Below are 13,468 nucleotides of genomic sequence, written 5' to 3' on the forward strand. Positions count from 1 at the left end.
TCACTCTCTTCGTTTTTTCAAGTTCAAAACGCTAAATTATCGGCGATGCTTCATGTTCTTTTTGAAATTCTTTTGCCCGCCGACATCTTTCAATAGCCGTGTTAGTTTTGTTTGTTCAACTTGACGCCCTGATAGACCTGCATACTGCATTTCTCGTTGCAGCTTCTGATAACTCGCCAACCGTTCAGGCGTTAGTCTGCCGTCTTTCACGGCACGTTTTACTGCACAGCCCGGTTCCGTCTCATGTTGACAATCTGTAAAGCGACATTGTTTTGCTAGCTCCGTAATGTCACTAAAACTTTGTGCTGCTGCCGTCTCACTAGCATCCGCGACGCCAACTTCACGCATTCCAGGGGTGTCAATAATCCGTGCGCCGCCCTGAAGAACGTGCAGCACCCGACTAGTTGTCGTATGCCGCCCTTTATCATCGCTGTCACGGACACGTTCAGTGCGTTCAACGTTTTCTTGCATCAATACGTTCACTAACGTTGATTTGCCGACACCTGATGAGCCAACAAAGGCGATCACTTTGCCATGACTTAAATATGGTGTAAAGACCGTCTGAATTAGTGCCGGATCTGTTTGTTTTGTAGTGATTACGTCAATTCCAAACATGTTATCACGGACTTGTTGAACCCCTTCTGCTAACTGAATGTCACTAGCTAAGTCGGCTTTCGTAAGCACGACCACTGGTGTCGCACCACTATCCCAAACCAGCGTCGCATAACGATCTAAACGCGGCAAACTAAAATTCTGATTTACTGACATGGTGATAAATACGTAATCCAAATTAGCCGCAATCAACTGTGCTTGACCATCTACGCCACCACTTCGTTTCAAAACGCCTTGTCGTGGTAGCAACGTCTTGATCAGAACAAAATCTGCCTGCGCATCACCCATGACATAGTCGCCAACAATCGGCCGCTGCTGTTCATTAAACAATCGCCCAGCTAACTTAGCTGAAAATTCGTGATTGTCTTCGTCAATAACTTTATAGTTATCCTGTGCTTGTAAACTTACCTGATATTTCTTTTCCATTGTGTCCTCCCAGACTTTTTAAATCCTGGAGGCGTCCCACTAGCCTCCTTGGCTAGCGCACAATGTCCTCGCGTTTACACATAAAAATTTCTCCTACCATTTCAAATTGCACTAAAGTGCTTGAACAGTACTCTACCAACATTAGTGTGCAAATTCAACTAGTTTTTTTCACTTTAGCAACACCCTTAAGGACGCTCAAACCCTTATCAATGCGCGATTTAAACAACAAAAAGCAAATAGAGACATATTGTTTGTAAGCGGTACCAATTCGTGCTACTATACTGGTGAGGAAAGGAACTCCCTCCCTCGATCGACGCCTTCTCAATGCAGCCAACTAGGCTGGTTCTGTGAACCATAGTGTGGTTGCCAAAGCTACCCCAGCGGAGTCACGCTGGTAGTCCGCAGGTCACGTAACGTTTTGATGTTGAGAAACATCCCCCGCGCATTGATGACGCAATTAGCCATCCGCGCTAAAGTCGGTGACACAGTAGGTTACGGTAGCAGCTCAGCTTCAGGAATCAAGATTTAAGTATCTAAGTTTCAAGAACCATGTTTCAAAAGCTCCACGAATTTGTACCATTGTTCCCCAAGTATCACTTGATGAGCATGTCGCGATGAAGAACGAATCAAAGCAGGCGATTCCAATGACCAAGTTAGTTTAAGGGACTCCCAGTGAATCAAGGAGTTTCAGCGTTTCCCGTACCAAAACACAATAAGGTTTCACTCTGGGAGGTGTATGACTGATAGCTAGTCATATGTGTGCCACGCGTGATACCTATACCGCCGCTAGCCTGTCGATCAAACGGTGATGAGCGACCAGTGGTAATGTTGATTGCCGCTTCGCCCACATTAGCAGACATTTACAAGTGGACAGGTAGGTCAGGACAAGGGATTACGTAAATTGAATATTGAGGTGTTAGACCATTTCTAATTGTAAAATGATTGTTACGCCGGTTGAGGATCTTTCCTTGATGTAATGGGTTCCGAGTAGAGAAGGCTCGGAGCCTTTTTTGTTTGCCTGCTGTTACATTGATTGGTGCAGATCGTCCGTAAACAGGATAAACACGAACTCGCTACGCTCGTCGGCGAACAACTGTGGCCCTTGCCGTTTCGCCCTGCGGAATTCTTCCGCGGTCTCTACTCCCAGGGCGGCAGTTGTTCGCCATCGTGTTTACCCTGTTTACGGACGAGTGTTGTTTACCTTTGGCAAACAACACAAGCCCACACGCCTCTTTATCCAAGCCTTTCAAACAAGTCTTCACTATACTTAATGCAGCAAAGTCGGCGTATCGATTTCTGACTTCAAAACTCGTTCAGCAGTTACAAGTTCAGCTAGTTTTCCTTGGATTTTAGCTAGTTCTAAAGTCAGCAGGTCTTGACGCCGCGCTAAAATATCGGGCGCTGCGTAATTCAATTTCGCTAAGCGCCTCAAAGTTTCAATGGATACGCCAACATTTCGCAATACTGTGATATTTTTCAACCAGGTTACATCAACATCACTAAACTCTCGCCGACCTCCGCTAGTACGAGGAATTTTACATAAGATTCCTTCATCGTCGTAATACCTAATTGTAGAAATTGGTACATTAGTCAGTTGAGCGACTTTCGATATTTTCAAGTTGTACACCTACCTCAGTAATCGGAATAACACCATTGTAAAGATCAAAACGCTGATTTAGAAGCTCTTTATCTAATACTGCTTGTACCATTACTGCAGCAACATCTGCACGGCTCACTCGATTATCGCCTTGAATAAGGCCAACATGATTAGTACCTGTTTCATTTGTCAAAATAGCAGGTCGTACAACAGTGTAATTCAAACCACTATGAATTAAAGCCTCTTCCGCATAATACTTTGCCAAATAATAAATTGGAATATCAAACACAGACCAGGTGTCCCTCGACTCTGCTCCAGCCGCAGATTCCATAATAAAATGTTTGATTCCTTTTGCCTTAGCAGCAGTCATTAGTTTAACCGCTCCATCTAAATCCAACCATACTGCATCCTGTGGCCGATTTTGTGCCGCACCTGCTGTGAAAATTATTGCTTCAATATTCTCTGGTAGCTTCGCCTTGATATCCTCAACACGATCATTAATTAAGTCAATTACTACAGAAGCTATTCCTCGATCGGAGAATTCTTTTGCAGTCTCCTCACGACGTACACCGGCGATAGGAACTAGCTGTTTCTTCTGCAATTCATCGATGACCATTCTCCCATTTTGACCATTAGCACCCATTACAAAAATCATTTTTCTAACCTCCCATTTGCTATGTTGAAGCTAGTCTACAACCTAAAGCGTGCTTTAGGTCAAGGATAAACCCCTTCTAAATATATTTGTATTCCACTCTCGACCGTCTCAAAATTCGCTACTCATAGCTATTCACTAAAAACAAATCATATTTGAAGTAAAATCACGCTTAAAACTGGTTTCGACGCTGACTACAGGCACGCTAAGGAAAATCGGTTACAGTGTGTGTCGACTGTGCGTTTTGCAACGCAAAACACACTCGTCAGTCCACCAGTCGTTAGCGATGGCAGACAGTTGACGTCCCGTTAGTGAGGGCTGCACAAGAATTGTGCAAAGTCCGAACGACTAGGGACCTCAATTGTCTGCCGACGAGCACAGCGAGTTCGCTAACGGCTGGTGGACTGACGACACTACATAACATTTTTAAGCCACATTACTTTGACACACACAGTAATACGTGATACATTGTTGTCGATCGAAAATAACAATAACCGGGAGGCACAACATGAAACCCGAGATTTCAAAGGATATCATTCGTGGTCACACGACCTCAATTATCCTGAACGTGCTTAGCCAAGGCGACAGCTACGGCTATGAAATTGCTAAAGCCGTGCAACAGCTTAGCAACAATGCGTACGAATTAAGTGAAGCAACCCTCTACACCGCCTTTCGTCGCATGGAGAAAAATGGTGATATTGAAAGCTACTGGGGCGATGAATCGCAAGGCGGTCGACGAAAATATTACCGAGTGACTGAGCAAGGACAACAGTTATTGGCCAAGGATATTGCTGACTGGCGCTTTGCAAAAGACATTATTGATGACTTAATTACAGGAAGGATCGATGAAAATGGACACGATTGATAACATGGTTAATGACCGCTTAACAGATTACTTTGCAGACTATCCTGCTAGTGCTGAAATGACTGAACTACGTGAGGAGTTAACCGCCGATTTAAGTGAAGCCGCTCATGAACGACATGAAAAAGGGGCCACCATGCTTGATGCTGTCAATGACGCCTTTGACCGTTTAGGTGACTTGGATGATCTGGTGGATGAAATTAGTAATGGTGAACAACCTGAATTTTCAGCTGATGACGAGCAAACGCATCAGCATGAAGGCCATTATGAACAGCAAGGCCACCACATTGACATCAATGACGGCCAGGTAACGGTAGATGGTGGAAGCACCTTTACTGCTAATAGCGATGGCGTCTTTATTCATGATGGCAAAACACTGCGGATCGATAATCATGGTGTCGACATTAATAACGGAACGGTCAGCTTTACCGAAGATGGCGTTCGTTTAGGCAAACTTGTGATTGATGAAAACGGCATTCGTACTGAAGAAAAACCAAATCGCACCAGTGCAAGAACTGACAAGTGGCACCATGACGAGCATCAAAACGACGAGACATTTGCCGACTTTGACAAAGGTTTTCACGCAGCTGATGCGGCCGATACTGAAATTCACGTTGAAAGTCTGCCGCTTGCTAACGAAATGGCATATGACGCCAAGGACATTGAACGAATCGACTTCACTTACGACGACGCTAACATCCGCGTACTGGCGAACCCAAACAGTGATCAAATTATCTTTCGCGAATATATGAGCCGCACCAATGCCAGCTACTTAGGGACAAGCACCGTCTCAGATGGCACCCTCACCATTCGCAATGGTAGACATCCCCACCTCTTGCCCCTTCGCATTCGAACACAGTTGCTCATCCCAACTAGTTTCACTGGCGATTTACGGCTAACGAGTCACTCTGGCTCAGTTCGCATGACTAACTTTGGCACGCTCGGCCAGGTACGCGTCAACTTACACAGTGGTAGCCTGCAAATTAACGGTGGCCACGTGCTTGATTTAGATGTTGATAGTCATTCAGGTTCTGTTAAGTTCAATCAATTTATCGCAGACGGTCTATTACGGCTACGTGTTCACAGCGGCATTGTGCGTCTGAATACCGTCAGTGTTAAGGAATTTGATATTCAGGCAAAATCTGGTTCTATTCGCGGCGATCAACTAACAGGGAGTGGTTCTATCAATGCCAGTTCAGGAACGGTCAATTTGGCATTTAGTGCCTTAACTGGCAACCTGGATACGCTCGCCCACTCTGGCACGATTAAATTAGCATTCGCGCCTGATGTTTTCTATAACTTCGATCTTGAAGCTAAGAGTGGCAAGGTTTCCGGACCTGCAGGCGCTATTTATGATCATGATCAAATGTCCTTCAAAGACGGTGCTGTCGGTGAAGACCCGCACATTTACGTGACTGCTGCAGCTGATTCTGGTACCATTACTGTTCGCTAAACTTACTAACAACCTCGTTCATATAGAAAGAAGGTCATGTTCTTGAGCGTCATTAAACCACATCTCAGGCGTTACGCCTGGGGCAGTTTCTGGGCCATTTTATCGGCCGTTATCATTGCTGGCGCCAGCCTTTGGCAACCAAAGTTACTACAGAAGGTTATCAATGCCATTTTGGCTGGTAACAACGACAAAGTCATGTCACTTGGCATTGACCTAGTTATTATCGCCGTCATTGGCTTGATTGCTGGCGTTTTAAATACCATCTTTGCTGCCAAAGTATCTATGGGCATGGCTGCCGATATTCGGGAAGCTGCTTACCGAAAGATTCAAACATTCTCTTTTGGCAACGTTGAACGCTTCTCCGCTGGTAATTTAGTTGTCCGGTTAACTAATGACATTACGCAAATTCAAACCTTGCTGATGAATGTCTTCCAAATGCTCATTCGAGTACCGATTATGTTTGTCGGTGCGTTGATTCTAGCGCTGAACACAATTCCCCAGCTGTGGTGGATCATCGTGATTCAAATTGTGCTGGTGGTTGGTGTGGTCACCGGTACGTTTGGCCGTATGGGTAAGCGTTTCGGACTCATGCAGCACCTCATCGACCGCGTGAACGAACTTGCTAAGGAAAACTTAGCCGGCGTGCGGGTCGTCAAATCTTTTAACCAAGAGACTAACGAACAAAAACGTTTCAATAAAGTCTCTGATGATTTGAACGACCAGAACATTGCCGTTGGTATTATCTTTTCAATTATCATCCCCGCCTTCATGTTGATTGGTAGTCTAGCTGTGGCATCTGCCATTTACTTCACCGGTGATATTGCCAAAACACATCCTGGTGCCGTAGCCGCCATTGCATCTTTTATTAACTACTTGATGCAAATTATGTTTGCCATCATCAATGGTGGCATGATGCTGACATTTTCCGCGCGGGCGATGGTCTCACTCGGTCGGCTAAATGAAATCATGCAAACAACGCCGGACGTGACCTACAAAGCAGACGCTCCAGCAAGTGAACTGACTGGTTCGGTCAACTTTGACCACGTATCCTTCACCTATGAAGGCGATGATCAGCCAACTTTGAAAGACGTATCCTTTAACGTGCAGCCAGGTGAAATGATTGGCATCGTTGGTGCCACTGGCTCTGGTAAGTCCACGCTCGCACAGCTAATCCCCCGCTTGTTTGATCCGCAAAGTGGGACCGTATCTGTTGGTGGCACTGATTTACGTGATGTTAATGAACGCTCCTTACGTAAAGCCGTCGCTTTTGTTTTACAACGGGCCATTCTATTCTCTGGTACAATCGCACAGAATTTACAACAAGGACTCAAGTCGGCTGATGAAAAAGACATGGACCGTGCGAGTCGCATTGCCCAAGCCTCAGAATTTATTGACCGTTTGCCTGAACGCTACGACGCTGCAATTGAAGAACGTTCCAGTAACTTTTCCGGCGGACAAAAGCAGCGTCTCTCCATTACACGTGGCGTAATCGGCCAACCTAAGATCTTGATTCTGGATGATTCCACTTCCGCGCTGGACGCTGAATCTGAAAAGCTCGTCCAAGAGGCCTTAAACGATGAGCTCAAAGGCACCACAACTTTCGTGATTGCTGAAAAGATTTCGTCGGTTGTACACGCTGACCGGATTTTGGTCCTTGATCAAGGACAGTTGGTTGGTGAAGGCACTCATCAAGAACTAGTTAAAAGTAACGCTGTTTATCAAGAAATTTATCACACACAAAAGGGAAAGGAGGAGGCCTAATGTCTGATGTAACGCGCTCAATGCGTTTTTTCTACCACTACTTAAAACGCTACAAAATTAGTTTTTTAATCATTACGATTGGCATCATCATTGGGACCTACTTCCAGGTAAAAGCCCCCATCTTCATGGGTAAAGCAATTACCGCCTTGGCAAAATATGTATTTGGTTTAATGCACGGTGTTGATGACAAGGGCAACTTTGTCCACTTCATCTGGTTACTCGTAATTTATTTCATCTTAGGTGCTGTCGGAACGTTCATTTCAACCATCGTTGTCACCTATGTAACTGGTAATGCGACGAACCGGATGCGGCGCGGCCTCTTTGCCAAACTGCAACGGATGACGATTCGCTTCTTTGATTCCCACCAAGATGGTGACGTGCTGAGTCGCTTCACCAGTGATTTAGATAACATCTCTAACGCATTGAACCAAGCACTCGCCCAAATCATGACGAATGCGGCAATGATGGTTGGGATTCTAATCGTCATGTTCCAGCAAAATGTAAAAATGGCCTGGGTCACCATTGCCTCAGCGCCGGTCGCAATTTTGCTAGCCGCCTTTTTGATTCGACAAACGCGCAAGTATACAGACATCCAGCAAGATGCTGTTGGTAGTTTGAATGGTTACGTCAATGAACAGATTTCCGGTCAAAAGATCATCATTACCAATGGTCTGCAACAAGATTCCATTGATGGTTTTTTACCACACAATAAAGAAGTTAAAGACGCCACAACAACTGCGCAGACTTATTCGGGAATGTTATTTCCACTGATGCAAGGGATGTCTTTGGTCAATACCGCTATCGTTATCTTCTTTGGTAGCTGGCTCGCATTAAACTCCGGCATGGGGCGCGCCGCTGCGTTAGGTTTAGTGGTCGTCTTTGTCCAATACTCACAGCAGTTCTATCAACCAATTACACAAGTTTCTACCCTTTACAGCATGTTCCAGTTAGCAGTTACTGGCGCCCGGCGTTTAAACCAGATGTTTGATGAACCGGAAGAAACGCAGCCTGAACAAGGTCTAACAATTCCTGACAAACTAACTGGCGCAGCCTTGAAGGATGTCCGGTTTAGCTACAACGAAGGTCGCGAAATTCTGCATGGCGTCTCCATTGATGTTGAACCAGGCCACATGGTTGCTTTAGTCGGCCCTACTGGTTCTGGTAAAACGACCGTAATGAATCTTCTGAATCGCTTCTATGATGTCGATTCGGGTGCTGTCACCATTGATGACACCGATGTTCGTGAACTTGGTTTAAAACAGTTGCGTGATCATGTCGGCATCGTCTTACAAGATAGTGTGTTATTCTCAGGTACGATTGGTTTCAACATTAAGTATGGTCGGCCAGAAGCATCTGATGACGAAATGATTGCTGCCGCTAAACAAGCGAATATCCATGATTTCATCATGACATTAGATGACGGCTATGACACCAAAGTGACCGATGAAAATGCGATTTTCTCCACTGGTCAAAAACAACTGATCAGCATCGCGCGCACAATTTTGACAAACCCATCACTATTAATTTTGGATGAAGCCACATCTAACGTTGACACGGTGACCGAATCACGGATTCAAAAAGCCATGGATACTGTCGTGCAAGGTCGGACCAGCTTTGTGATTGCTCATCGATTAAAAACAATCTTGAACGCTGATAAGATTGTCGTGTTGAAAGATGGGAATGTCATTGAGCAAGGCACTCACCAAGAGTTACTGGCCGCACACGGGTTTTATTCCGAGTTGTATCACAATCAGTTTGTGTTTGAATAAACATAAGAGAGTGGGACAAAAGTCGGGAAGTAGCGAGCAAGACCTAGAACGGCCGTATGGGTTGGGCTTCAACCCGGTATCACTCGTAGTCTGCACAGCGACTTGACTTTTGGACCACGTTTCCGCTATTTAAATTCGTAAAATTAAATGGGAGTAAGACAAATAAATTTTGTCTTACTCCCATTTTTTTATGTGCGATTTCGTTGCGGGTTAGAGAACCAAACGTTGTCGGTTATATAGCGAAAACGAGCTCTCCAGCCTTGAATCCTGTGCAGAACCTGGCCGCTGTCCGGAGCTAAAGCTCCTACCACCGTCCCTGTTCTTGCTCGGATTCAGAACAGGCTGGTTCGCTCTCTGGTCTAAAACGAGCTCCCCAGCCCAGCCGCCTGTGCATTGCCTGATCGCTGCTCGTGGGCCAAGTTCGCCCACAATCACCGCTCCTGCAATTGCTCGACGCCTACCGGGCTGGTTCGCTCTCTGGTCTACATAAATCTTGGTTTATCACCATCCGTATTAGGCTTATTTACACCCAATGATGCTCTGATGTGTTCTTCCGGTTTAGCCACGATGGCTGCTACCAAGGAGCCGATACTCTTACGGGAAACTTCTGTACCCTTGAAGGCTTCACCTTTTTCGGTCAATTCATAGTCAACTTCATCTTCATTTTGTAACCATGCGGGGCGAATAATCGTGTAATCCAAGTCGGAACCTTCGATCACCTTCGCAGCTGCTGCATATGTTGGCAGGTATCCATCGTCTAACATTTCATGGTTCCACTTACCATATGCACCAGGCACTTCATCGTAGATACCTAATGTTGAAATCCACACTAAGCGTTTGACACCAGCTTTGTCCATTGCAGCAACAACAGCTTTAGCCTCATCTTCAATATTATGACCTGCTAGATTTGCGTAAACAATGTCTTGACCAGCTATAGCAGCGTCTAACACATCACTGTCCATCACATCACCGGTCACAACAGTTGCCCGCGCCGCTAAAGCGTCGTTCAACTTATTTGGATGACGTAAGAATAGTTTCAACTTTGCATCTGTTTGCTCCAACATAAATGCTTCAGCTAATTGCGCAATATGACCGCCGGCACCTAAGACTAGTACGTTTTTCATCATTAGTTCCTCCTTGATTGATTCATCGAAAATAGTCTAGTAATAAAATGAACTTCTAACTGTAATTATAATAATTACAGTTAGAAGTTCAAGTCAGAACACTTGCAAATAGCTGGCATCTATAATAATTCTTTCAAAACAGCCAGATCAGCGTCGATCAGTGGTCGTTTGCTAGGAAACCGGCGACTATATGAAGGATGAAAAAGTGGCAATATCGGATACACGCGTTTGCTAGGCAAATATTTCTTAGTTGCTAAGTGATATTCCAATACTGGTGACTTAATCAAGTCACCATGAATCTTAGTTATTGTTAACCGGTTACCCAGTAAACGTTGTAGCCCGGTATTCCCTAATGGTACTAATAGCGTATTATCCGGCAACTGGCTAAGCTCAAAATCAAGCAATGGGGCAAAGTCAGCGATTTCTGCGCGGCTCGGTTTACGATCACGTTTTCGACCATTAGTTTCATCAAATGGCCGCGCACGCACCGCACCTGTCATATAGATTTCATCGCGTGTCACACCAAGTAATTCTAGCCAACGATTTAACTCTCTCCCAGCTGGGCCTTGAAAGCCATAACTAAGCTCGGCTTCTTTAGCACCAGGTGCCTCGCTAACTAATACAAATTTCGGCGTTAGCGACCCTTCGCCAGGCACAAAGCCCTCTAACTTTGGGTTTTCATTAATCAGTTGCTTTGCCTGTTCAATCATCAAATCTGTTAAGAACGTTGCCATCAGTCAGCCTCCGTTTGTGCCCAAAAATTATCAATACACTGACTCAATTGATCAGTAGTCTTAACTGCTCGCCAGTCCTGCCAATGTGGCGGAAAAAGGCGGGCGTACCGCGGCTGGCTGAAACGCTGGTCCATCAACACCACTACCCCGACGTCACTGGCACTGCGAATCAAACGACCCGCAGCCTGCAAAACGTTATTTAAACCAGGTAGTTGATAGGCAAATTCAAAGCCACGTCCATTTTGACTATCAAAATAGTCACGAATTAAGTTCGTTTCTGGATTCAGTCCTGGTAGCCCAACACTGACAATCCCTACACCAATCAATCGATCGGCTGCTAAATCAATTCCTTCAGAAAAGATACCACCAAGAACAGCAAACCCTACCAGCGTTTCGGTTGGCGTGCTGGTAAAAGCATCTAAAAATGCCTGCCGCGCAGTTTCATCCATCCCCGTTTCCTGACGTCTTATTGAAACCTCAGGATGCGCAGCAGCAAAGGCATCGGCAACTGTTGCTAAATAGCCGTAGGAAGGAAAGAAAATTAGATAATTCCCCGTTTTGCCTCGACGCAACGCATCAATACTATCCACGATGTGATCAAGGTTTGCTTCGCGCTCGCGATAAGTCGTCTGAATGTAGTTGGTTACCAAAATCGCCTGGTGATGTGCTTCAAAAGGTGACGGTAACTGATAAGTCACGCCGTCCTCATCGATACCCAACACCCGCTGATAATAGTCAGTTGGTGATACGGTAGCTGAAAATAAAACGGCCCCGCGGCCAAAATGCATCGATTGATTTAAAAACGCACTCGGATCTAAACACGTTAATCGCACCACAATGCCCTGGTTCGTTTCTAAGATCCGCGTCCGATAGACGTCACTATAGTTTTCACTCAAACGAATGTAATTCAGACAGGCAAAGTACACCGTGAGCAATTGTTGTAACTCAAGCCCATCCTCTTGGCGTGGCAACCATTCTGCAATATAGTTCGTAAAGTTACTCAGTTCATCGACGACGGCTTCTAACTGTGGTCGAAGGGTTAATTCAGATTTTTGTTCACTGGTTAACAGTTCGCCTAATGATTTAAAAACACTTGCCAAGGCATTCACCCGTCGATGAAAACCGCGGTCGCCTTTAAATAATGGCTTCAGCGCGACCACTGACTGCTCGTCAACGCTGGTAGAATACATTTCCCGCGCACGGCTCAACAGGTTATGAACTTCATCGATCAAGAAAAAATTGTCTTGGTCAGGTTCACTGAAAAAGCGCTGTAAATAAACAAACGGATCAAATAAATAATTATAATCACAAACAATGACATCGCAGAATAAACTAGCATCTAACGAAAACTCAAATGGGTCAACTGAATGTTTACGCGCATAGGTTTCAATGACGTCACGGGTCAACTGATCTTCATGTTCCAGTAAGTCCATCAATGCTGGTTTCAAACGATCATAATAGCCCAGCATAAACGGATTATCACTAGGCGCGACATCTCGTTCTTCGACAAACGTAATGACATCCTTGGCGGTCAACGTAATACTCTTCACGTGCAATCCTTGCGTTGCCATTAACCCAATGGCCTCTTCCGCAACGCGGCGGGTACTTTGCTTAGCCGTTAGGTAAAAGGTTCGCTGTACCAGGCCCTCCCCCATGGCTTTGATGGTAGGAAACAAAGTGGAAATCGTCTTTCCCGTTCCTGTGGGCGCTTCCACTAACAACTGCTTTTTGAGCATGATCGTCTTATACACGACTGCCGCCAATTCATGTTGGCCTGGTCGATAAGCACCATACGGGAAGCCCAGTTCCGTGATACTCGCATCCCGCCGCTGACGTAAATCAGCCCGCAAAATGAGCCAGGACTCATACTCATCCACTAGCGATTGAAAAAAGGCTGTTGCTTCTTCCTTCGTCTGTTCATGCTCGGTGATTGTCACTTTGTCTTCACCGGTTTGATAATAAGTCAGCTGTAACGTGACGTGATCTACCTGCTGATCTTGCATCAACAAGTAACCGTACACTTGCACCTGACCCCAATATAAGGTCATGGTGCTTTCTGGTACATCATTAAAGGCTAAGTCAGAAGTTTTGATTTCTTCAATTTGGTAATGGTCATTTGGTTGAAACACACCATCAGCACGACCATGAATCGAATATTCCTGGCCATTCATGGTAACAGACGTCTTCATCCCCACTTCATGTTCGTACTCGGGATGTTCTTCGAGACGCCGTTTCTGTAGCATGCGGTGAATTCTGGACCCTTCCATCGCCGTATTCATGCTTCGTTCTGTTTGTGGATTCAAATCGCCACTGCGCAGCACAAATTCGACAAGTTCGCGAATCCCTAATTTGATGGTTGCCAAAAAATTCACCGCCTTTCTAAAATATCTTTATCTACTTTAGCACAGGTACTCAAAATGTCGGTGAACATTGGAAATCCCTAACGATTTTCAATTTTTCCCGACATTTTCGAAAAGC

General features: G+C 45.3%; 10 protein-coding genes. 4 read left to right on the top strand and 6 right to left on the bottom strand.

Going from position 1 to position 13,468, the window contains the following annotated elements; translation table 11 throughout:
• Nucleotides 1–36: 36 nt before the first annotated feature.
• The 3 genes from rsgA to IV55_RS00410 form a co-directional block, all read right to left on the bottom strand.
• Entirely contained in the window at nucleotides 37–1,038 is a 1,002-nt protein-coding gene (rsgA, locus tag IV55_RS00400) for a ribosome small subunit-dependent GTPase A (protein WP_057808431.1), read from the bottom strand.
• A 1,267-nt stretch (nucleotides 1,039–2,305) separates the two neighbouring features.
• A complete protein-coding gene (locus IV55_RS10125) occupies nucleotides 2,306–2,656 on the bottom strand; it encodes a MerR family transcriptional regulator (RefSeq protein ID WP_162260722.1) in 351 nt (116 codons plus the stop codon).
• A complete protein-coding gene (locus IV55_RS00410) occupies nucleotides 2,625–3,290 on the bottom strand; it encodes an SDR family oxidoreductase (protein ID WP_057808433.1) in 666 nt (221 codons plus the stop codon). Before IV55_RS00410 ends, IV55_RS10125 begins: the two co-directional genes overlap by 32 nt.
• A gap of 505 nt (nucleotides 3,291–3,795) precedes the next feature.
• Between IV55_RS00410 and IV55_RS00415 the strand changes: the two genes are divergently transcribed.
• The 4 genes from IV55_RS00415 to IV55_RS00430 are packed head-to-tail and all read left to right on the top strand — an operon-like array spanning nucleotide 3,796 to nucleotide 9,132.
• Nucleotides 3,796–4,152 carry a PadR family transcriptional regulator gene (locus IV55_RS00415; RefSeq protein ID WP_057808434.1) on the top strand — a complete coding sequence of 119 codons (357 nt, stop codon included), beginning with the start codon at nucleotides 3,796–3,798 and terminating at the stop codon, nucleotides 4,150–4,152.
• Complete coding sequence (locus tag IV55_RS00420) at nucleotides 4,133–5,602, top strand: DUF4097 family beta strand repeat-containing protein (protein ID WP_057808435.1); 1,470 nt, start codon at nucleotides 4,133–4,135, stop codon at nucleotides 5,600–5,602. The genes IV55_RS00415 and IV55_RS00420 overlap by 20 nt, the downstream gene beginning before the upstream one ends.
• 42 nt (nucleotides 5,603–5,644) lie before the next feature.
• On the top strand, nucleotides 5,645–7,363 hold the full coding sequence (locus IV55_RS00425) for an ABC transporter ATP-binding protein (protein WP_057808608.1): 1,719 nt from the start codon (nucleotides 5,645–5,647) through the stop codon (nucleotides 7,361–7,363).
• Nucleotides 7,363–9,132, top strand: a complete 1,770-nt coding sequence (locus tag IV55_RS00430) for an ABC transporter ATP-binding protein (RefSeq protein WP_057808436.1) — start codon at nucleotides 7,363–7,365, stop codon at nucleotides 9,130–9,132. Before IV55_RS00425 ends, IV55_RS00430 begins: the two co-directional genes overlap by 1 nt.
• 482 nt (nucleotides 9,133–9,614) lie before the next feature.
• Here IV55_RS00430 and IV55_RS00440 read toward each other — a convergent pair whose 3' ends face one another.
• From IV55_RS00440 to IV55_RS00450, 3 genes are all read right to left on the bottom strand, one after another.
• Nucleotides 9,615–10,256: an SDR family oxidoreductase gene (locus tag IV55_RS00440; protein WP_057808438.1), complete on the bottom strand. Its 642-nt coding sequence runs from the start codon at nucleotides 10,254–10,256 to the stop codon at nucleotides 9,615–9,617.
• A gap of 119 nt (nucleotides 10,257–10,375) precedes the next feature.
• A complete protein-coding gene (locus tag IV55_RS00445) occupies nucleotides 10,376–10,990 on the bottom strand; it encodes a uracil-DNA glycosylase (protein ID WP_057808439.1) in 615 nt (204 codons plus the stop codon).
• Nucleotides 10,990–13,353 (bottom strand): ATP-dependent DNA helicase, encoded by a 2,364-nt coding sequence (locus IV55_RS00450; RefSeq protein WP_057808440.1) that lies wholly within the window; start codon nucleotides 13,351–13,353, stop codon nucleotides 10,990–10,992. The genes IV55_RS00445 and IV55_RS00450 overlap by 1 nt, the downstream gene beginning before the upstream one ends.
• Nucleotides 13,354–13,468: the final 115 nt, after the last annotated feature.

It is taken from the genome of Furfurilactobacillus siliginis (genome assembly GCF_001437435.1).
Classification (GTDB): Bacteria; Bacillota; Bacilli; order Lactobacillales; family Lactobacillaceae; genus Furfurilactobacillus; species Furfurilactobacillus siliginis.